Below are 20,444 nucleotides of genomic sequence, written 5' to 3'. Positions count from 1 at the left end.
TCGCGCAAACGATTGCGCAATATTCGTGACAACAAGAGCAGTTATTGGTATAAAGCTCACAATTATTTAGAAACATAAGTTTTGAAAACACAAATTTTGAAACTCAATTCAGGAGAACACCATGGATTTGTCAGCGTTAACTGCTGTATCACCGGTAGATGGCCGTTACGGAAGTAAGACGATTGCTTTACGCAGCATCTTTAGTGAGTTTGGACTACTAAAGTACCGCACTATTGTCGAAGTTCGTTGGTTACAAAAGCTTGCTGCAACGGCAGGTATTGCTGAAGTTCCAGCGTTTAGCGCAGAAGCGAATCAATTCCTAGATAACATTGCAGCGAACTTTAACGAAGAAGACGCAGCACGTATCAAAGAAATTGAACGCACGACTAACCACGATGTGAAAGCGGTAGAATATTTTCTAAAAGAGAAAGTCGCAGACAACGCAGAGCTTCATGCGGTTAATGAGTTCATCCACTTTGCATGTACTTCAGAAGATATCAATAACACGTCACACGCACTAATGCTAAAAGAAGCGCGTGAAACGGTTATCCTACCTGAAATTAAAAACATCATTGACGCGATTAAAGCACTGGCTGTTGAATACCGCGACATTCCATTGCTTTCTCGTACGCACGGTCAACCTGCCTCTCCAAGCACAATGGGTAAAGAGATGGCAAACGTTGCATACCGTATGGAGCGTCAATACAAGCAGATCGCTGATGTTGAAATTCTTGCAAAAGTAAACGGCGCGGTTGGCAACTACAACGCGCACCTTTCTGCTTACCCTGAACTGGATTGGCACAATTTTAGCGAAGAGTTCATCACTGAATCTCTTGGTGTAAGATGGAACCCATACACAACTCAAATTGAACCTCACGATTACATCGCTGAGCTATTCGATGCGATTGCACGTTTCAATACGATTCTTATCGATTTTGATCGTGATGTTTGGGGCTATATTGCTCTTGGTCACTTCAAACAGAAGACCATCGCTGGTGAAATCGGATCGTCGACGATGCCGCATAAAGTAAACCCTATCGACTTTGAGAATTCGGAAGGTAACCTTGGTCTAGCGAACGCAATGTTTAACCACCTATCTCAAAAGCTGCCTATTTCTCGCTGGCAACGAGACTTAACCGATTCAACGGTATTGCGTAACCTAGGTGTGGGTGTTGGCTATGCAATCATTGCTTATACTTCGACGCTTAAAGGTATTAGTAAGCTAGAAGTGAACCGTGAAGCACTATTGGCAGATCTTGATAAGAACTGGGAAGTACTTGCTGAGCCTGTACAAACTGTGATGCGTCGCTACGGCATTGAAAAGCCTTATGAAAAGCTTAAAGAGCTTACTCGTGGTAAGCGAATCGATGGTGAAGCTATGCGTAACTTTATTGACGGCCTTGAGCTTCCTGAAGCTGAAAAAGTGCGTCTAAAAGAGATGACACCCGCTAACTACATCGGTCAAGCCATTGAGCTAACTGATAAGCTATAACTGACACATTGCCATTGTAAACATGGCAAAAAACAGTAGAAAGTAACAAACAACAAAAAGGGCTCTAATGAGCCCTTTTTAATCTCTAATTATTTGTCACCCTTAAACCCTCTTGTCTCTGAATAATAAGGTTTAAGTCGATTGACTAGCCAGCCGTGTTTAGCTGTAATCGTAGCTTTTTAACGCTGCAATACGCTTATCCAACGGCGGATGACTCATAAGAAGCTCAGTCATAGAGCGCTTACCATTAATACCGAAGGCCATCATAGAACCTTCTAATTGGGGTTCGTGACTGACTTTCAAACGCTCTAGAGCCGCAATCATTTTATGGCTTCCCACCAGCTTCGCAGCACCATAGTCAGCATGAAATTCGCGATGACGGCTGTACCACATGGTAATAAAGCTTGCTAGGAAACCAAAAACCAGTTCCAGCACCATCGAAACACCAAAGTAAACCATCATATTGCTACCCCCCTCCCCTTCATCATTGTTATTTGATGCAACAATGTTGGCGATAAAGCGGGATAAGAAAATAACAAACGTATTGACGACACCTTGCATCAGCGTCATCGTGACCATGTCCCCATTAGCGATATGGCTAACTTCATGGGCGAGTACCGCTTCAGCCTCATCGCGCGTCATGCTGTGGAGTAACCCGGTCGACACCGCGACAAGTGAATCATCTCGCTTTGCTCCGGTTGCAAAAGCATTGATATCTGGCGCATCATAAATCGCTACCGTTGGCATCCCTATACCAGCCTGTTGAGATTGACGACTCACGGTTTCCATCAACCAATGTTCCGTTTCATTTCGCGGGCTTTCAATCACAACACCACCCACAGAGCGTAAAGCCAACTTCTTTGACATCAGCAGCGAAATAAACGAACCACCGAATCCAAATACGGCAGCCATGACCAATAAGCCAGATAGACTACCTGGTTGCATTCCCGTTACAGCGTAAACGATATTAAGTACAACACTTAGTACAAGCACCACTGCTAAGTTAGTGGCTAAAAACAGCATTATCCGCTTCATTCTTTCTCTCCGATGGGAAGCTTACACGACATGATAATAGAAAACTTTATCACTTATATTTATACATATAGTTTAAAGGGAAATAAAACAAGGTTAAGTGCTAAATTGAAACATTTGTTTTCTATTGTAATGCACGAGGTTACATATTGATTAGACTTTAGTCTTATTGCGCTTTGAGACCAAAGATAATACATTTTTACTATACATTTAGCCCCCAAAGAAAAGGACAATTTTATGGTGGAAGCTAACAACTATCAAATGGCGATTGATCTTCTTTGCTGTCATCTTGGCATCACTGAAAAAGAAGCAAAACAGCAACTGGGTATTAAATCGGACCAAGAAATACAGCAGACGGCCTTTGATACACAACAAGCACTCATGGGCTTAGTTCAAGACAAATAAACCGTTCGTTATCTTTACCGAAATAGCGCTGTTTTAGACCGATAATGATAATTTAGATACATAGTTCAAATACATAAAAAGAGGGCTGCAAAAAATGCAGCCCTCTTTTTATTGTGTTATCTCTGGTTATTGTTTTGTTTCTATTTATTGTGGCAGTGCTCGATTTTCACTACTGCAATAACTTATCTAAATCAATAAATCGACCAAGATCCGTTCGCTTCGCCGCTGGGATGTATGGAATCTCACCCAGTTTTGGTGCACCTAACTGAGCTTCAAGCGTATCGATAAGTTCAGCGTAATGCTCAGTACCCGGATTAACACGATTCGCCACCCAACCTACGATGTTGAGCCCGTCCGCTCTGATCGCTTCCGCCGTCAAGACAGAGTGACTTAAACATCCCAATTTAATTCCTACCACCAAAATAACCGGCAGTTGCTCTTGCTTAACCCATGTTGATAGATAATCCGTATCAGAAACCGGCACTCGCCAGCCGCCTGCACCTTCTATAAGAACAACATCCGCCTTCTTTTTATGCGACGCCAGCTTTTCACTCAATACCGCATAATCTATTTCTACATTTTCTCGTTTCGCAGCGATATGCGGTGAACATGCTAACTCTAAAGCGTATGGGTTGATATCATCATAATGTGTATCGAGTGTTGCCGCTTTTTGCAAATGAAGCGCATCTGAATTACGCATGCCTTCTTCTGTCTTATTACTTCCAGCAGCCACTGGCTTATAGCCAATCGTATTTAACCCTTTAGTAGCTAAAGCATGTAAAATTGCTTTTGACGCTACGGTCTTGCCTACATCGGTATCCGTACCAGCAATAAAAAATGCATCAATCATCGTTGAATTGCCCCTAAACATACCTGATATGTAACAGGTAGTTGATTGAGATGGTTTTTAAAGACTTGGTACTCATGTTCCACTTGAATCAAAGCCTTACGACTTGTTAGTCCTCTTGAGCGGCCATTGACATGGTTAGCGCCAATACCCTTGAGATCACGCATCACTGAAAACGCAGAGTCGTACCAAATAGTGATTTCATCGAAGTCTAGTTGAAGATTGTTAAATTGAGATTGAGCTAACGCAATTTTTACCTGATTAGGTGATATAAACGTATTTATATGTTGATTTTTATCAACCTTTTCCCAAGACATCTTTAACTCTTGCAACGAACCATCTAACAACGTCGAAAAAAACGCTTCGCCTTTTGGTTTCAATACGCGATTTATTTCTTTAAGAGGGACGGACAAATCTTGGCACCACTGCAACGCTAAGCTCGAAAAAACATAATCAACACGGTTTTGATTGAGAGGAAGACTCTCAGCATCAGCAACACAATATTGGATGCTTTTATCACCGCACCTCAGCCGAGCCTGTTCAAGCATCGATGCCGATAGATCAACGCAAATAACGTAAGCGCCTCGTGACAGTAATTTTTTTGAAAAGTACCCAGTGCCACAACCTAAATCAACCACGACTTTCCCTGACAGATCCAAAGGCATACGCTCTAATAGCTGATTACCGACATCGCGCTGAAATACAGCATGTTTGTCATAGCTTGCTGCAGCCTTGCTAAACGCAGCAGCAATGTCGCTCTTATCGGGGACACTTCCTAACAGCCATTCATTTTGATTTTGGGCACTGAGCGTATTCAACATCCGTTTCATTCTCCGAGTATTTTCTGAAGGCCATTCGTTAGCTGCTTCACCTGATTGTCTGTATGACTGGCCGTTAGGGTAATACGTAAACGACTCATGTTTGCTGGAACAGTAGGTGCACGAATCGCCGTAACACCCAAGCCAAGTTGCTCAAGTTTCTGAGCGGCTGACAGAGCCTGATCACAACCACCTATGATGATCGGATTGATTGGGGTCTGCGTTTCTATAACTTGCTCAAACCCGCTCAGTTGATCATTCAGAATCGATTTTAGATTGAACAGTTTTTCTCTACGCCAGTGCTGCGTTTGAATCATATGTAAAGCATGAGATAAAGCATAAGCTTGTGCGGGTGGTATCGCGGTTGAATAGACATGGTGCCGAGCAAACTGGGTGAGGTAATCGCCCACATCGCTATCACAAAGAATCGCTGATCCTGATAAACCAAACGCCTTACCGAAGGTCACAATAAGAATGTTGGGCTTTACCTGGTGGATATCACAACTGCCTTTCCCTTCATCCCCTAATACGCCAATCCCATGGGCGTCATCTACGGCTAACCAAGCGGTTTCACCGATCAGATTCGAGATGGATTGCAGTGGCGCTTTATCGCCATCCATACTAAACACACCTTCGGTAACAACCAATTTATTCGCTGTTTCGCTCATCGGATCCTTTAGTAATGAAGCCAAATGATCGGTATCGTTATGTCTAAATCGACGCATTGCAGCGGGTGACAGCATTCCCGCCTCCATCAGCGAAGCGTGGTTTAGCTTATCCTGATAAACAACATCGGATTTTTCTAACAATGTGAATAACAGCGCTTGATTCGCACTGAACCCCGATGAAAAGAGTATGGCTCGCTCAAAAGCCAACCACTCACACAGCGCCCGTTCAAAATTCTGATGGGCGGGTGTAAAACCTGTCACAAGGGGTGAAGCGCCACTGCCACACCCATAAATATCCAGGCCTTTGTGCCAAGCTTGAATCAGTTCACTATCGTTCGCTAACCCTAAATAATCATTACTGGAAAAGTTGATCAGTCGTTGGTTATTTCTAGTCAGCTCTGCGGTGTTTCCATTCAGCGTCGGCAGCAAAGATCGAGTCAGGCTTTGTGAACGCCTTATGTGCAGCGCTTTCTCTATTCTGCTGTTAAAGCCTTGGTTCATAGAGATTACACTGACGCTTCGTAAAACAAGTCGTCTTTCGTCGGGCGAGAAGCAACGCGCTCTGTCACGCGATCAAGTAATTCACTCTCTTGAATCTCATCGGGTTTTTGAACCACTTGCTGGCTATTAATGCCCAGTTTCTTAAATAGCTGCATATCGCTGTCTTCACCTGGATTTGGCGTGGTCAGTAGCTTGCATCCGTAAAAAATAGAGTTTGCACCGGCCATAAAGCACAGAGCTTGCATTTGCTCGTTCATCCCTTCACGCCCAGCCGACAGGCGAACCGCAGACTTTGGCATCATAATTCTGGCAACAGCGATTAAGCGTATGAAGTCAAATGGGTCAACATCATCGACTTCTTCAAGGGGGGTCCCTTTTACTTTAACCAACATGTTAATTGGCACACTCTCTGGTTGCACTGGAAGGTTCGCCAGCTCAACAAATAAGCCTGCGCGATCATTGGTGCTCTCGCCAAGGCCGATAATGCCGCCAGAGCAGATTTTCATTCCTGCGTCACGAACATGAGACAAGGTATCCAAACGATCTTGATAGGTTCGGGTGGTAATGATGTTTCCATAGAATTCTGGCGATGTATCCAAATTATGGTTGTAATAATCAAGGCCAGCGTCAGCCAGTACTTTTGCCTGTTTAGGCTCTAGCATGCCAAGGGTCATGCAGGTCTCTAGCCCTAGCTCTTTGACACCTTTGATCATTTCGGTCAGGTGCGGCATGTCGCGTTCTTTCGGATTTTTCCACGCGGCGCCCATACAGAAACGGGTTGAGCCCGCTTGCTTGGCTTTCTGCGCGGCATCCAGTACCCGGTCTACTTCCATCAAACGTTCTTTCTCTACACCGGTTTGATAACGAGCGCTTTGTGGACAGTATTTACAATCTTCCGGACAAGCGCCCGTCTTAATAGAGAGTAAAGTACTGACTTGGACATGATTATGCGGCTGAAATTCCCGATGAACGAGCTGTGCTTCAAACAACAGATCCATGAATGGTTTTTGCATTAATTGCTGAACTTCTGCATGAGTCCAATCGTGACGTATTTGCACAGCGCTTTCCTTATTAAGTAATTCATCATTATTGTTATGGATACTTGGCTAGTGTACTGATAAGCGATAGACTGTCAACAGCATAAAAACAAACAGGTTTACACTTGTACAAAAAACAAACAGAGAGTTTCTTTGCATGGATCTAGACTTCGATAAAAATCATATTTGGCACCCCTACACTTCGACCATTAACCCTTTAACCTGTTATCCGGTAGTGGGCGCTGAAGGTGTATTTATTGAATTGGAGACAGGAGAACAATTGGTGGATGGTATGTCTTCCTGGTGGTCGACGATTCACGGCTACAATCACCCTCATTTAAACCAAGCGGCGCATAACCAGATCGACAAGATGTCTCATGTCATGTTTGGAGGCATGACTCACAACCCGGCTATTGAACTGTGTAAGAAGCTTGTTCGCTTAACTCCCCCTAATTTAGAGAAAGTGTTTTTGGCCGATTCCGGCTCTGTTGCGGTTGAAGTCAGTTTAAAAATGGCGCTGCAATACTGGCATGCGAAAGGTCAGCCGAAATCAAAGTTCCTAACCCTACGCGATGGCTACCATGGGGATACATTTGCCGCAATGTCGGTAACCGACCCTGTTAACTCAATGCATTCTCTATATAAAGGATTCTTACCCGAGCATATTTTCGCGGACTCGCCAAAAATCGGATACTGGCAAGAATGGGATGACTCAGATCTCGATGATTTCAAACTCAAGCTAAGGGAACACCACAACGATGTAGCCGCGGTAATCCTGGAGCCCATCGTTCAAGGTGCAGGGGGAATGAGAATGTATCACCCTGAGTATTTGAAAGGCGTGCGTAAACTTTGCGATGAATATGGGGCGCTGTTGATTTTAGATGAAATCGCCACGGGCTTTGGCCGCACTGGCAAGTTGTTTGCTTGCGAACATGCTCAGATTGAGCCAGATATACTGTGTGTGGGTAAAGCCTTGACTGGCGGGTATATGACTCTCTCCGCAACCATCACTACCAGACACGTCGCTGATACAGTATGTGCGGGTGAAGCCAGCTGCTTTATGCATGGCCCAACCTTTATGGGGAACCCACTGGCTTGCGCTGTTGGCGCGGCAAGCTTAGAACTGATTGAGCAAGGAAACTGGCTAGCGCAGACTAAAGCTATTGAAGCACTATTTTCTCAGCAACTGCCTAAGTTACTCGAATATGAGCAAGTCAAAGATGTTCGCTGGCTGGGTGCGATTGGTGTGGTCGAGACACATCAGAACGTGAATATGGAAGTGATACAGGCCCACTTTGTTAAGCAAGGGGTATGGATTCGTCCATTTGGCAAGCTCATTTATATGATGCCCCCATTTATCTCCAGTGCAGATCAAATAAAGGTACTGGTTGACGCTATATCGACTGCAGTGCAGTCATCGCAGTGCTTTATAGAATAGCTCTTTGTAACCCCGCTCATCCAACGCCAATACATTAAGCCAATATAGGTAAGCTACCCCACCCAAGTATGTTCACATCAACAAAAAGAGGAGCACTAAGCTCCTCTTTCTATCTGTTCTCAAGTTATAAATCTCTTCAGATTTAAGTCTTTATTCTTGATCGATCATCCAACGGCGGAATTCTTTTTTCTCAGATTTTGATGCTTTGAGATACCAAGCTTTCAGTTGGTCTACATTCTGAGTATCTTCGATAGCCAACTTAGGCTGTTCATTGGCGATAGCCTCTGTCGCCACTTTGCTCTCAGCTGACGTTGCCACTACTGCGGTTGTTGTGGCGACAGCTGCTACACTAGCAGGGGCGACAGTTGCTTCCGTAAGCACACCATCGACAAAGAAGATGCCTTTATCTTCATTGTAATCGCTGACGATCGTATCTAGGCCCATAAATGGTAACATGCCTTTTTTCTTGGGTAACGGCTCTTGGCTGTAGCTTAGCTCGGTTCCATCTTGGGTAATACGCCACTGAGGAGATTTCGACTTAAATGCACTCTCTGCTTCAATGGTACTTCTTGCCACAGGATGATTAATCTTTAGTTCATCACCCGTTACGACCAAGTTCACGACATAAGGATCGGATGTGAATACTTCTTTACTATTACCCCGGCCAAGCTCTTTATCCATACGCACAATAAGCTGAGTTTCACCTTCTAACACGTTATTCTTGCCAATTTTAGCTTCTGCTTTTTGACCATTAATATAGAGAATGGACACACCCTTCGCAGGAATTAATGTCGCCGCATTCGTTGAAAATGCCATTATGCACGCGATAGAAATGGCCAATTTAATTTTATTCACTGTCAGTTAACTCCCTGAACTCGTATCCTATACTTAATATCGTCTCACTGTATCACGTTGATATCGTGACGAAAACTATATAAGTCGCTGTTTACAAAACTAAAAAAGCCACCTTGCGGTGGCTTTTCATAATTACGATATACTAGGCTTGATTAGAAGCTAGCTTTAACACCAACTGCAAAACCAGTATCGTCTTCGCTTACGTCGTTTCCACCAACTTCAACATATGCTGTTGTGTTTGGAGCAAAACCGTAACCAGCGTTTACAAACCAGTTGTCTTTGTCTTTAGAGTTAGCCACGTCAGTGCCTGTAACACTGTAACCAGCACCTATAGTTACTGCATCGATGGTGTAATCAGCAGCAAGTGCAATTGTATCGGCTTTAACTTTATCAGCACCAACTTCTTTGAAATCAACTAGGTAGTAACCAATCTCAAGGTTAAGGTTTTCAACACCAGCGAAACGAGCTTCTAGACCCAAGATTGAATCATCAGCTTGAGGCTGCGCAGTAGTAACTGTGTTTGAGATAGTGTAGTTACCATCTGGACCAGATACAACTACGTCAGATGTTTTTGATGATGTGCGGTTTTTAAGCGTTGCGTCACCGTAGTATGCTGTGAAATCAAAATCTGCTACACGAACACCCGCTTTAAGGTCAAGGTAAGAACCGTCTTTACCCATTTGATCTACGCTTTTCTTGTCTTGAGCAAGAGCAAGAGTACCGTAGAACATACCTGTGTCGATGTCGTAACGAGCCATTTCGTCAGCACAGAAAGAGCTCTTGTTGTTGAAGAAAGAAGTTACACCGAACTGGAAATCTGAACCAACACCAGCATCATCTAGAGCGCCACAAGTGCGACCAAATTTAATTGAACCGTAAGACTGAGAGTACATTGCTACGTAAACGTCGCCAACATCAGCACTGCTGCTTTTTCCATCAGTTACATCACCAGATGCACCGTCAAATTCCCAGTAACCACCAAATTGGAATTCGTCGTTCACTGCGTAACGAACGTCAAAACCAAAGTCTGCATCTTGAATTTCTTGAGTGAATTCTTTATCCACACCGATATCTTGTACGTAAACAACTTCGATGTCACCTTTAAGGTTAACGGTAACGCCTTCGTTGTTGTAAACTTCGATGCCTGCGTTCGCAGACGAAGCTGCAACCATAACACTTAGTGCTAATAGAGTCTTTTTCATGTTAATCCACTGCCTTTTCGTTAGATGGGAAATCCTTATCCGGTTCCCTTTATTTTGATGGTGGCTCAAGCTCTTATGGCTTAATGTCACCGTCTCTAAATTTCGTGGTCTAGATTGCAAAAGATAATCCTGCGTGTCAAATCTTCTAAAAATTTACCTAAAAAAACGTCAAAGCAATAAAAATCAATAAGTTACACTAATTTGTGCTTTTTTTTCGAGTCACATCTTAGCTTTTGGCGTAAAAAATAAAAAATTTAACAAACCAAAAATTAGATTAAAACCCTAAAAATCTTACCAATAGGTTAATAAATCAGAATATTTAACCGCAAAACCCATCTAGCTGGAGGTTTATATATTTTTAGTTATAAAATTAATCTAACCCCATGAAGGTTCAACTTTTTTTTGTGAACAAGATCCATTTTTTAGCTAATAGCATTCAATTTCGTGAACTAAGTACACACTAGAGATTTGTGCTAACATCGTCAGGTCACTATTTAGGTCACCGTATGTCAACCAGTAAAATTCAACAATCTATCCGCAAAAGTTATCAAAACCTGCAATTTCAGCTCGATAACTTTGTCCCTCGTCGAGCGCAGAACTATCTTGTTGCAGAAATCACAAAAACACTTTGTGGTGATTATCACAAAAAAAATCGCATCCTCGTTGGCGAAGCCGGAACCGGAATCGGTAAATCTTTGGCCTATTTAATGGCAACAATTCCGATTGCTGTCTTCAATAATCGTAAGGTTGTTATTTCGACGGCCACGGTCGCATTGCAAGAACAATTAATTAACAAAGACCTGCCGCTTTTTCGACGCATTACCGACCGAGAGTTTTCTTTCATCTTGGCGAAGGGACGACAACGTTATTGCTGCGCAGAAAAATTGGCCTCAGCGAGCGGTGTCGATGGTGGTCAGTTGGCCATGTTTGAATCGAAGCCCCAAAAAAATGAGCTTGATTTACTTCAAACCATGTATAAGTCACTGGTGGGTGGGAAATGGGACGGGGATAGAGACTCATGGCCAAAACCAATTCGTGATGAATTATGGCAATCGATCGTCAGCGATAAGCACAGCTGCAATAATAGTTTGCCCGCTCATCGTTCTTGCCCTTTTCAAAAAGCACGTTCTGAACTAGACAAAGCCGATGTCATTATTGCTAACCACAGTTTAGTCATGGCCGATGCTGATTTAGGCGGCGGTGTCATCCTTCCCGAACCTGAAAACACCATTTATGTTTTCGATGAAGCGCATCATTTACCTCGCGTTGCCCGCGACCATTCTTCAGCGTCAGCCAGCTTAAAAGGTGCAGCAACCTGGCTAGAGCGACTGAATAAGCTGGTCAGTAAGTTTGCTAACTTAGCGGATGAAAAACGAGTCGGTCGCTTCCAAAACCAGCTTCAAGATTCCATTCAGCAATTAATTCCCTCTTTAACTCAACTCAGTCAGCGCTTTGACCCTTCATTATTTGAAGAAGGGACCTATCGTTTTGAAGGAGGAGAACTCCCTTCTTGGCTAGAGAAAGAAGCGACAGAACTAAAGCAGCTGTCCAATAAAGGGGCTCAGGCCGCGGCAAAAGTAGCGGATCTGATCGCTGAGCGGTTAAAAGACGGAGAGCTATCGAGCAAGTTGGCAGAGCCTGCATTAGCAGAGCTGGGTTTTTACCTGCAACGGCTTGAAAACCTCGCTCAAGTTTGGACTCTCATGGCAGAACCAACACGCGAAAAAGGAGCGCCACTTGCACGTTGGATAGAAGTATCGAAAGAAAGCGACAGTGATTTCACGGTCAACGTTTCTCCTCTTGAAGTCGGTTGGCAGTTAGATCAGCAACTATGGAGCCGTTGCATTGGCGCTATTTTGGTTTCGGCCACAATGCGAGCGCTCAACTCCTTTCGCTTCTTCTGCCACCAGACAGGAGTCAGTGACAAACCCGATTCAGGCACTCAATTTTTAGCACTGGCTTCCCCTTTTGATTATCAAAACCAAGCTGAGCTGATTGTACCTGAAATGAAATATGAGCCTCAGGCGCCTCAATTTACTGAATATCTTATTGAAATATTGCCTAAGCTAATTGAAGACAAGAAGGCCAATCTTGTTTTATTCTCTTCTTACTGGCAAATGAACCAAGTTGCTGAAGGCCTTGCAAAAGGTTTTATTAAAAAAGGTTGGGCGATTCAAGTTCAAGGTGACAGCTCTCGCAACGAAATCCTAAACAAACACAAAACGTTGATTCAATGCGGGAAGACAAGCGTGCTGTTTGGTACGGGGAGCTTTTCTGAAGGATTAGATTTGCCAGGGGAGCTATTGGAGAATCTCATCATTACCAAGATTCCTTTTGGTGTCCCTACCTCACCTGTTGAGCAAGCGCACGCGGAATATATTGAACAGCGTGGCGGAAATCCGTTTATGCAAATCAGTGTGCCTGAAGCCAGTAAAAAACTGATTCAATCGGTTGGGCGTTTACTGCGTAAAGAACGAGACTCTGGTAAAGTGTACATCCTTGATCGCCGCATAGTGACAAAACGCTATGGGAAGTCGTTGCTTGATTCACTTCCGCCGTTTAAAAGAACGATAAAATAGTGCGTATTGCCGTTTTTGGTTCGTTCGTTTTGATTCTCACGGCTTTGGTTCTCACTGCTTTTAATTCACACAGGCCCAATAATAAACCGGCCTCGACAATAAAAATAAAATAGAAGAATAGTTTATGGAATTAATAGAGCCGACCATGCTGGTTGTGCTAGCGCTGGTCGCTTTTGTCGCTGGTTTTATTGACGCTGTCGCAGGCGGTGGTGGAATGCTAACCGTACCCGCCCTGCTTTCACTTGGGTTACCCCCACATATCGCGTTAGGAACCAATAAACTGGCGGCCACCTTTGCTTCTTCGACGGCTGCTTTTACCTATTACAAGAAAAAACTGTTCAAGCCTAAATTCTGGCGGCATGCGTTTGTCGCCACCTTATTTGGTGCAATTTTTGGGACGTTAATTGTTGATGCAATAAGCACGGAGTGGTTAGAAAAAGGGCTTCCTTTGATTATTCTCGCCTCCGCGGTTTACACCATTTTTCATAAAACGCCCCATTCAACTAAGAATGTCTTGCCAAAGTACACACCATCGATTCGCAAGAAGCAGATTATCCAGGGGCTAACATTGGGGTTTTATGATGGTGTCGCAGGGCCTGGAACTGGCGCTTTTTGGACTGTGAGTTCTATGGCGTTGTACCGCCTCAATATTCTATTAGCTTCTGGCCTTGCTAAAGCAATGAATTTCACCAGCAACTTTACCTCTCTTGTCACTTTCGCTGTTCTTGGCCACATTGACTGGGTACTTGGGTTAACCATGGGTGTTTGTCTTATGGCGGGAGCCTACGTGGGAGCACATTCAGCTATTCGATTTGGCGCTAAGTTCATTCGTCCTGTCTTTATAACTGTAGTGAGTGTATTGGCCGTAAAACTAGCGTATGAAGCATGGTTTGTGAGCTTATGATGGCCCCTGAAATCGTAACCCCATGGAACGAGTCGTATAATCTATGAGTCATTTTTCAAACTTAAAGCCCATTCTTGAACAATTGGCACATCAGGCCGCGCAATTAGATCGCTCTCGTGGTGAGCATCATAAACCCTTGTTCGATGAGCGCCTTTTTCATTGCCACGGGAGATTGCTGGTCCCTTGCGTCACTGAAACCCAGTCGACCTTTAAAACCATCATTCGTGAAGAACAAGCGAAAAAACTCACGGCCGATAGAGCGGAGTTTTTATCTGAACGTTTGCTCGCTCAAATAAGCGCTATTCAGAGAGAGCTTTCAACGCAGGGTATTCGCAAAAGTGAACCCAAGCATTCAAGCTACTACCGAAAGCCGATTAATGCACTTTATCAGGAACTGGCTCAACACCAGGAGTGGGAAATTCGCCTGCGTGATATGATAATAGAGAAACAGCTAGAGCTATCTCAGGCCCCTTCTTTTCATCAACAGCAGGCTCAGCAATCTTTACTTGCCACGGAACAAAGGTTACAGCGCTGCCAAGAAGCCAAGCTAAAGATAGAAAAGCAAATTACCTTTAGAGAAAAGAACCAATAATTATGTCTTACGAAAATATCCCGCATGAAAAGATGCCGAATGAAAATAATTCTCCGCTGGACAACGCGCCAGATGAAATCAAGTTGGCTGTGGATCTTATTTATCTTCTTGAATCCAACGAAGTCGATCTAACAACCGCCCTAAAAGCCATAGAGATAGTCAAGTCAGATATTGAATCCAAACTGTCATCACGTCTGTAGTCATTGTCATTGTAGTCACGCTATTTATACCCACCCTTAAATTGGTAAAAACATGTATCAACTTTCGTTTTCCCTAGATTCCTTTCTTGCTGAGTTTTGGCATAAAAAGCCCACCACTATTAAAGGAGGATTCGCACGTTTTGAAGACCCAATCAGCCCTGAAGAGCTGGCTGGCCTAACCATGGAAGAAGAAGTCGATTCTCGCTATGTGTCTAATTTTGATAATAAATGGATTGCAGAACATGGGCCGTTCGATGAAGCGAAGTTCAGCCAATTGCCTGCCTCACACTGGCAATTGATCGTGCAAGCCGCGAACCATTGGCACGAGGGCGTTGCTGAGCTATCTCACGCTTTTAAGCATCTGCCTCAGTGGTTGTTCGACGATCTCATGATCTGTTATTCCGAAACCGGTGGCGGAGTTGGCCCACACATCGATCAATATGATGTATTTATTATTCAGGGCAGTGGTAGGCGTCACTGGCGAGTTGGAGATAAAGATGTCGGGCAATACAAAGAAACGCAACGTGCGGCAGCCCTAAGACAAATAGAAGGATTCGATGCCATCATTGATGACATTCTAGAGCCTGGTGACATTTTGTATATTCCACCCGGTTTCCCACATGAAGGTGTCGCATTAGAGCCTTCGATGAGTTATTCGATGGGATACCGCTCACCAAAAGAACAAGAGCTGGTCAGCAACTTCGCCGATTATGTGTTAGCTCATGATATTGGGGATGTGCATCTTCACAATCCAAACTTGAAAACGCAAGCTCAGCACGGAGAGATTCTTTCTAGTGACCTCACTCTGCTGACAGAAATGCTAACACGAGCGATAGAAGAACCGGATACGCTCAAGGACTTTATGGGCAGCATGCTAAGCCAATCTCGCCATCAGTTAGCACTGTATCCGCCAGAAGACGTGTGGCAAAGTGAAGAGATCTCTCTACAACTCGCTAACGAGGTGACCTTTATGAAAGTCTCTGGATTACGTGCGTTATACAACGAGTCAGAGCCATGTGTCGCTTATATCGATGGCAACATGTTTAAAGTTGATTTAGAACAACAGGACTTTTTACACAGGCTTTGTAACTCTGACACGTTAAGTGCTTCGGATTTTAATCGACCAATCGGGAGCGCCGACATCGCTCTTCTTACTGATTTAGTAAACAAAGGTTACTGGTATTGTGACGAGCAGGTGTAAGCCTCAGATAGCCGCCTAGATTCTAGGCGTGCGAACCTCTTGTGAGTGATTTTCAATTAGCATCCGAAGGCGTTATATTCTCTTTCGCCAAGAACACCGTTAATCGCTCCATTGAAGGGATAGTTTAGCGATATGAGCTCATCATTAAGCCAAATAACCTTATTACCTGTTAACTCCTTTCCTTGGTCGAGCATGGCAGCGAAAGGCTCTAATACAATAACCTCTGCGCCTTGTCCCGCCATCCACAGCGAACATCTGCTTGAACTCGCCCCACACCCAGAACTCGGTTTCCTACCATTGGCTAGCGTCCTTTCAAAGAAGTATGCTCTGTCTCAGCTTAGAACGAGTCATACTAGGGCTTGTTGATATTGTTTATAATCTTCTGCGTGCTTTCAGAAATGCATTGCTAGGCTTCAGATACGAAAAAGCCCCTGATAAATCAGAGGCTTAAAATGTGGCGGTGAGTGAGAGATTCGAACTCTCGATACGTTGCCGTATACACGCTTTCCAGGCGTGCTCCTTCAGCCACTCGGACAACTCACCGTTTTGTGTGTTAACGTTATGCGTTAACGAGGCGCTAATTTAATGATTCTGCTCTACTTGGTCAAGTGCTATTGCTAAAAAAAGCCATCAACATTGATTAAGTGCTTACTAATTGACATTTAAGCGCATTTTTTCAGCAAAATGTCTTAGGCCTGCGGACAGTATCCTGGAACCTTAAACAACTTACGGCACGTATCTAGGAAGTATCCGTAAAGTACTCCCATCCCACATGAAACAACTGCGTTACTGGTCACTGCTGTCATGATTTGATCACTCGATGCTCCGACAACCAATAAAATCGCCGCGTAAACAGGAGATTGAAAAAGCACATAAGCAAACAAATCCGCAATATTCTTCACTAAGCCAGTATCAGAAATCCTTCTTCCCTGTCTCAATACGTAATCTCTAAATAACCCGTATGGCCATGCAATCGCTATATTGACTGGGATCGAAAGAGTTCTCGACGCCAAAGATTGCTCAAATGTCATACCAGAGATAAAAATTTCGATAATCATCCCCGATAAAAAACAAAATACTACCATCGCAAACGTATCTGCCGCAGCATGACGGATACAAAAAGGGGCGCGGGCTTTCATGGTCTTCCTCTGCAATATAAATAACTGGTTAAATAGCAAGTAGCTAACACAACAAACCAGCCTTGTAATTCAGGCTGGATTATTTCGCTATTAGAACACAGTAATTGCAGATATATACTTCGAATTTAAAATAGATCGGTAAATAAATAACTAATATTGAATGAAAAACTAGATACTCAAACTAGAAAACAAGATATAGCTCACTTTTCAATCAATTCCACCCGGTGTTGTGTAAGTTAATTACAGTACTTACTGAGCATTACGGTTATCACATCAACATCTTCGGTCTGGGGCTGCTCTTCCAATTCCAAACATCGAACAATTTCCTTGAGCTTATCCATCAATACTTGATCTTCGTAAGGAGTAAGAGTTATCGCAATGTCCTCAATAATCTCTTTCGCTTGAAAGAAATGTTGATTATCGAGCTCAACATAAAATCGAACCAATACCTCTTCTGATATGAGAACTTCTGAGCCCAAGCTCTTTTCTGAATGGTATTGATAAAGCTTGGAAGCATAACGGTAAAGGGCATCATCAAGTGCAGACTCATCTATCGGTTTGGAAATAATGTAATCAGTACCTGCACTTAGCATTCTTTCTCTTGTTTCGATAAACACATCAGCTGTGCACCCAAATATCAGCACTTTATTACGATCATCATTCATAGACCGAATGTTTGATGTCGCTTCAACGCCGTCCATTACTGGCATATGATTATCCATCAAAATAAGATCGTATTGTGTTTGAGCGACCGCCACCAGCGCTTGCTCGCCATTTTCAACACAATCACATTCGAAGCCTTTGCCTTTCATAAAAGTTTCAATGATGATGGTATTGGTTCTATTGTCTTCAACAATCAAGACCTTTAGCCCACTGTAGTTCAACTTCCTATGAACATTCAGTTCAACTGAGCCAGAGGACGTCGCTTCTATCAATAGCGAAACTTCGAAACTGGTGCCAATTCCCATTTCACTCGTAACGGAAACGCCTCCCCCATTAAGCTCGACGATCTGTTTCACGATCGCAAGCCCTAAGCCCGTTCCACCAAAGCGACGCGTGGTACTCGATTCGGCTTGCTCAAACGGTTTGAAAACACGGCTTTGTGCTTCTTTAGAAATACCAATACCTGTATCTCTCACTTTTATCAAAAGATGTAATTGCTCCCCGACCATCTTTTCCTTTAAATAAACCTCTACAAATCCTCTAGAGGTGAACTTAACGGCATTATTGAGTAAATTGAACAATATCTGTCTAAGGCGTGCTTTGTCTGCGTTGTACCAGCGCCCCGATGGAATCTCAGAGTAGACTTTGAATTGGAGACCTTTTTCGGTACACAATGTGTGGTAAACGCTGTTGATGCTGCCGATGATAGAATCAATAGGAAAAGGGGTTCGTTCGAATTCTAAATGGCCTTGTTCTATCTTGGAGAAATCCAGTATTTCATTAAGTAATGTCATCATATGCTCGCCTGATTCTTGCAGGCTTTTTAGATGCTTACGTTGGTCAGGCGTTAAGTTACTTTTCAGCAAAATTTGTGCCGTACCCAATACCCCATTCATTGGCGTTCGAATCTCGTGAGATAACACTGCTAGAAAGGCACTTTTCGCTTTGGTCGATGCCTGCGCTTTCACTTTTTCAGCTTCTAAATACACCGTTTTTTGATTGAATGTGTCGATAAGACGACGGATTTCATCGTTACTTCGATAAGCGACTTCAATGATGCCCCCCTCTTTAGACGCGTCGACTTTCTTTGCGATCAAGACAATCGGTCTTATTAAGAACTGATTGATCAGGTAATAGCCAGCCATAACGCACAATAATAGGATTGGCATGATACTGAGCTCTATACTGGTTACCAATGCATACACATTGTCGTTGACGGTTCTTTTTGCATTAACAACGTCTATCATCCATTTAAATTCGCCAAATTGGTGAGAACTGATATAGATAGTGTCTGATTTTTTAAAGTTGTGCTCGGTAATGACCTCATTCAATCCATCGCGAAGAATAAACCCCAAATCATGCTCTTTGGCATTGTTTTGAATAAAGTCGATCAAATCAGCCAAAGACAGATCCACTGTTGCCACGCCAGAGAATTGGTCATCAATATAATAGGGAGAAGTAATAGAAATCATCTGGATGTGGGTGTAGGCATCAATATAGACCTCTGACCAAAAAACACTTCCCTTCGGCGCATCAACCGCAACGGTATACCATGCTTCTTGAACGTAGCCCCCAGTACTTGGGTTATTCCATGACTTGATATTATCTACCTGCCCATCACTGGAACGATTGTAATAAAGGCTCATGTAAGGAATATCTTTATCAATGGTGTAAGGTTCAGGCCAAAGCCCACCACTCTCAACTGCACCGTCTAACGTTTTAAATAATGAGCTTAATATCTTGGCTTGAATCTTCTGTGAGTGATTGGCCTCTCCAATACTCGCGATTCCGTGAAGAACGCCAATTGCACTGTTGAGTGGTTGTTCTAATTGAGAAGCCAACAGCTCTGTTTTTAAGTCTAAGCTTTGCTCTAGCTTTGACCGCACTAGGGGTTCAACAACGAGGTAGGTCACCGTGCCGATCATAGCGATAAAGAAAAACAAATAGACGCCAAGCGCCAAAATGCTTTTTCTTTTTAGTGAGGAACTGATTTCCATATAATGACTTGAATTATTTTATGTTTATTAAAAATTATAGTGAATATTATCGGGCATCAAGTCTTTTTCGTTAGTATTTGAGTTGGTACTATAGGAATAACATCAATTCAAACCAATGGATCTATTTTGACTTTAGACAATATCCTCTCTTTACCTGAGCTAGAAGGAAAGCTTCTTAATGAAGCAAGAACGCAAGGGTTTGTAGCCTCAATGGCTGCTGCACCAAACGTCCTCCCACCTGAAGAGTGGCTACCGTTCTTGTGGGGAGGAGCAGACACAGCACCCTTTAGCGATGGTGAACAGCTTGAGCGTTACGTCGAACTCGTCATTCAAATTTGGAACTCATACCGCCCTGCGCTTTTAGATGGCAATTGGGAATGGCCAAATCTATGTGCACTCGATGAAGAAGATATTGTCACTAAACAAACCCGAGATTTTTGCGAAGGTATGCTGCAAGGTTGGCAATTAGCACGTGACGACTGGGAAACCATCATGCCTGAGCAAAGTGAAGACAATGCGCTTCTTGGCGGTGTATTGCTGTCGTTAAGCATGCTTTACGATCCTGAAACGTCGGTTAGCACGCTTGCTGAACAAGGCATCGAAGGGATGGAGCAATTTGAAGAAATTTTTAATGCCATTCCAGTAATGCTTTGCGGGTTGACTCAGCGTGGTGTTCTTTTAGCGGAACAGCAATAAGCGTTTGTATTGGGCTAAAGAGTTTTCCAAAAACAAAAAAGCCTACTTAGATAAGTAGGCTTTTTTATTTCACATGTCTATATTGATTTGTATGGCTTTTTACATCGTGCTTTCTAGTTGAAGCTCCGATACGTCCATCGGCACAACATAAAATAGCTATGTTCGTGAAGCAGTAGCC

Annotated in this window: 19 protein-coding genes and 1 tRNA gene; 10 read left to right on the top strand and 10 right to left on the bottom strand. The window is 43.4% G+C overall.

Annotated features, from left to right (window positions below; genetic code table 11):
• The first annotated feature begins 121 nt into the window (after positions 1-121).
• Entirely contained in the window at positions 122-1,492 is a 1,371-nt protein-coding gene (gene purB, locus A1QO_RS11445) for an adenylosuccinate lyase (protein ID WP_017034898.1), read from the top strand.
• A gap of 159 nt (positions 1,493-1,651) precedes the next feature.
• Here purB and htpX read toward each other — a convergent pair whose 3' ends face one another.
• Entirely contained in the window at positions 1,652-2,527 is an 876-nt protein-coding gene (htpX, locus tag A1QO_RS11440; protein WP_026026769.1) for a protease HtpX, read from the bottom strand.
• A gap of 234 nt (positions 2,528-2,761) precedes the next feature.
• On the opposite strand from htpX, the gene A1QO_RS20450 reads away from it, so the two are divergent.
• Entirely contained in the window at positions 2,762-2,929 is a 168-nt protein-coding gene (locus A1QO_RS20450; protein ID WP_017034896.1) for a hypothetical protein, read from the top strand.
• A gap of 169 nt (positions 2,930-3,098) precedes the next feature.
• On the opposite strand, the gene bioD is transcribed toward A1QO_RS20450, so the two are convergent.
• Genes bioD through bioB form a run of 4 tightly spaced genes read right to left on the bottom strand, consistent with a single transcriptional unit; the run spans position 3,099 to position 6,821 of the window.
• On the bottom strand, positions 3,099-3,779 hold the full coding sequence (gene bioD / locus A1QO_RS11435) for a dethiobiotin synthase (protein WP_017034895.1): 681 nt from the start codon (positions 3,777-3,779) through the stop codon (positions 3,099-3,101).
• Positions 3,776-4,597 (bottom strand): malonyl-ACP O-methyltransferase BioC, encoded by an 822-nt coding sequence (bioC, locus tag A1QO_RS11430; protein ID WP_017034894.1) that lies wholly within the window; start codon positions 4,595-4,597, stop codon positions 3,776-3,778. Before bioC ends, bioD begins: the two co-directional genes overlap by 4 nt.
• 5 nt (positions 4,598-4,602) lie before the next feature.
• On the bottom strand, positions 4,603-5,763 hold the full coding sequence (gene bioF / locus A1QO_RS11425) for an 8-amino-7-oxononanoate synthase (RefSeq protein ID WP_017040483.1): 1,161 nt from the start codon (positions 5,761-5,763) through the stop codon (positions 4,603-4,605).
• Positions 5,764-5,768: 5 nt separating this feature from the next.
• The gene (bioB, locus tag A1QO_RS11420; RefSeq protein WP_017034892.1) at positions 5,769-6,821 is read right to left on the bottom strand and encodes a biotin synthase BioB; all 1,053 of its coding nucleotides are present in this window, start codon (positions 6,819-6,821) and stop codon (positions 5,769-5,771) included.
• Between the two features lie 136 nt (positions 6,822-6,957).
• On the opposite strand from bioB, the gene bioA reads away from it, so the two are divergent.
• Positions 6,958-8,238 (top strand): adenosylmethionine--8-amino-7-oxononanoate transaminase, encoded by a 1,281-nt coding sequence (gene bioA / locus A1QO_RS11415; protein WP_017040482.1) that lies wholly within the window; start codon positions 6,958-6,960, stop codon positions 8,236-8,238.
• A gap of 150 nt (positions 8,239-8,388) precedes the next feature.
• Here the strand turns inward: bioA and A1QO_RS11410 are convergent, their stop codons facing one another.
• The gene (locus tag A1QO_RS11410; protein WP_017041605.1) at positions 8,389-9,093 is read right to left on the bottom strand and encodes a DUF2057 family protein; all 705 of its coding nucleotides are present in this window, start codon (positions 9,091-9,093) and stop codon (positions 8,389-8,391) included.
• A 152-nt stretch (positions 9,094-9,245) separates the two neighbouring features.
• On the bottom strand, positions 9,246-10,295 hold the full coding sequence (locus A1QO_RS11405; protein ID WP_017040051.1) for a porin: 1,050 nt from the start codon (positions 10,293-10,295) through the stop codon (positions 9,246-9,248).
• A gap of 506 nt (positions 10,296-10,801) precedes the next feature.
• Between A1QO_RS11405 and dinG the strand changes: the two genes are divergently transcribed.
• The 6 genes from dinG to A1QO_RS20445 all read left to right on the top strand — a co-directional run bounded on the left by dinG (position 10,802) and on the right by A1QO_RS20445 (position 16,137).
• Complete coding sequence (gene dinG / locus A1QO_RS11400) at positions 10,802-12,874, top strand: ATP-dependent DNA helicase DinG (protein WP_017034888.1); 2,073 nt, start codon at positions 10,802-10,804, stop codon at positions 12,872-12,874.
• A gap of 124 nt (positions 12,875-12,998) precedes the next feature.
• Entirely contained in the window at positions 12,999-13,778 is a 780-nt protein-coding gene (locus tag A1QO_RS11395) for a sulfite exporter TauE/SafE family protein (protein ID WP_017034887.1), read from the top strand.
• A gap of 43 nt (positions 13,779-13,821) precedes the next feature.
• Positions 13,822-14,370, top strand: coding sequence for a primosomal replication protein (locus A1QO_RS11390; RefSeq protein WP_017040050.1), 549 nt, complete (start codon positions 13,822-13,824; stop codon positions 14,368-14,370).
• 2 nt (positions 14,371-14,372) lie between these two features.
• Positions 14,373-14,570, top strand: a complete 198-nt coding sequence (rsmS, locus tag A1QO_RS11385; RefSeq protein WP_017034885.1) for a pleiotropic regulatory protein RsmS — start codon at positions 14,373-14,375, stop codon at positions 14,568-14,570.
• A gap of 52 nt (positions 14,571-14,622) precedes the next feature.
• Entirely contained in the window at positions 14,623-15,771 is a 1,149-nt protein-coding gene (locus A1QO_RS11380; RefSeq protein WP_017040049.1) for a cupin domain-containing protein, read from the top strand.
• A 132-nt stretch (positions 15,772-15,903) separates the two neighbouring features.
• Positions 15,904-16,137: a hypothetical protein gene (locus tag A1QO_RS20445; RefSeq protein WP_198927230.1), complete on the top strand. Its 234-nt coding sequence runs from the start codon at positions 15,904-15,906 to the stop codon at positions 16,135-16,137.
• A gap of 89 nt (positions 16,138-16,226) precedes the next feature.
• Here A1QO_RS20445 and A1QO_RS11370 read toward each other — a convergent pair.
• From A1QO_RS11370 to A1QO_RS11360, 3 genes are all read right to left on the bottom strand, one after another.
• Positions 16,227-16,314, bottom strand: a tRNA-Ser gene (locus A1QO_RS11370).
• Positions 16,315-16,460: 146 nt separating this feature from the next.
• Complete coding sequence (locus A1QO_RS11365) at positions 16,461-16,910, bottom strand: L-alanine exporter AlaE (RefSeq protein WP_017034882.1); 450 nt, start codon at positions 16,908-16,910, stop codon at positions 16,461-16,463.
• Positions 16,911-17,146: 236 nt separating this feature from the next.
• Positions 17,147-19,570, bottom strand: a complete 2,424-nt coding sequence (locus A1QO_RS11360; protein WP_050990371.1) for a hybrid sensor histidine kinase/response regulator — start codon at positions 19,568-19,570, stop codon at positions 17,147-17,149.
• Between the two features lie 126 nt (positions 19,571-19,696).
• Between A1QO_RS11360 and A1QO_RS11355 the strand changes: the two genes are divergently transcribed.
• The gene (locus A1QO_RS11355; protein WP_017040048.1) at positions 19,697-20,266 is read left to right on the top strand and encodes a UPF0149 family protein; all 570 of its coding nucleotides are present in this window, start codon (positions 19,697-19,699) and stop codon (positions 20,264-20,266) included.
• The last annotated feature ends 178 nt before the right edge of the window (positions 20,267-20,444 follow it).

It is taken from the genome of Vibrio genomosp. F10 str. ZF-129 (genome assembly GCF_000287055.2).
GTDB lineage: Bacteria > Pseudomonadota > Gammaproteobacteria > Enterobacterales > Vibrionaceae > Vibrio.
Note: the sequence above shows the minus strand (reverse complement) of the source record. Positions and strands in the feature narration are given on the sequence as shown.

What these genes read in the sequence shown, in the direction of transcription:
- purB (WP_017034898.1), top strand. Translation starts at nt 122, where the DNA reads ATGGATTTGTCAGCGTTAACTGCTGTATCACCGGTAGATGGCCGTTAC.
- A1QO_RS20445 (WP_198927230.1), top strand. Translation starts at nt 15,904, where the DNA reads ATGAGCTCATCATTAAGCCAAATAACCTTATTACCTGTTAACTCCTTT.
- bioD (WP_017034895.1), bottom strand. Translation starts at nt 3,779, where the DNA reads ATGATTGATGCATTTTTTATTGCTGGTACGGATACCGATGTAGGCAAG.
- A1QO_RS11395 (WP_017034887.1), top strand. Translation starts at nt 12,999, where the DNA reads ATGGAATTAATAGAGCCGACCATGCTGGTTGTGCTAGCGCTGGTCGCT.
- bioA (WP_017040482.1), top strand. Translation starts at nt 6,958, where the DNA reads ATGGATCTAGACTTCGATAAAAATCATATTTGGCACCCCTACACTTCG.
- A1QO_RS11390 (WP_017040050.1), top strand. Translation starts at nt 13,822, where the DNA reads ATGAGTCATTTTTCAAACTTAAAGCCCATTCTTGAACAATTGGCACAT.
- A1QO_RS11380 (WP_017040049.1), top strand. Translation starts at nt 14,623, where the DNA reads ATGTATCAACTTTCGTTTTCCCTAGATTCCTTTCTTGCTGAGTTTTGG.
- rsmS (WP_017034885.1), top strand. Translation starts at nt 14,373, where the DNA reads ATGTCTTACGAAAATATCCCGCATGAAAAGATGCCGAATGAAAATAAT.
- htpX (WP_026026769.1), bottom strand. Translation starts at nt 2,527, where the DNA reads ATGAAGCGGATAATGCTGTTTTTAGCCACTAACTTAGCAGTGGTGCTT.
- bioF (WP_017040483.1), bottom strand. Translation starts at nt 5,763, where the DNA reads ATGAACCAAGGCTTTAACAGCAGAATAGAGAAAGCGCTGCACATAAGG.
- dinG (WP_017034888.1), top strand. Translation starts at nt 10,802, where the DNA reads ATGTCAACCAGTAAAATTCAACAATCTATCCGCAAAAGTTATCAAAAC.
- A1QO_RS11360 (WP_050990371.1), bottom strand. Translation starts at nt 19,570, where the DNA reads ATGGAAATCAGTTCCTCACTAAAAAGAAAAAGCATTTTGGCGCTTGGC.
- A1QO_RS11365 (WP_017034882.1), bottom strand. Translation starts at nt 16,910, where the DNA reads ATGAAAGCCCGCGCCCCTTTTTGTATCCGTCATGCTGCGGCAGATACG.
- A1QO_RS20450 (WP_017034896.1), top strand. Translation starts at nt 2,762, where the DNA reads ATGGTGGAAGCTAACAACTATCAAATGGCGATTGATCTTCTTTGCTGT.
- A1QO_RS11405 (WP_017040051.1), bottom strand. Translation starts at nt 10,295, where the DNA reads ATGAAAAAGACTCTATTAGCACTAAGTGTTATGGTTGCAGCTTCGTCT.
- bioC (WP_017034894.1), bottom strand. Translation starts at nt 4,597, where the DNA reads ATGTTGAATACGCTCAGTGCCCAAAATCAAAATGAATGGCTGTTAGGA.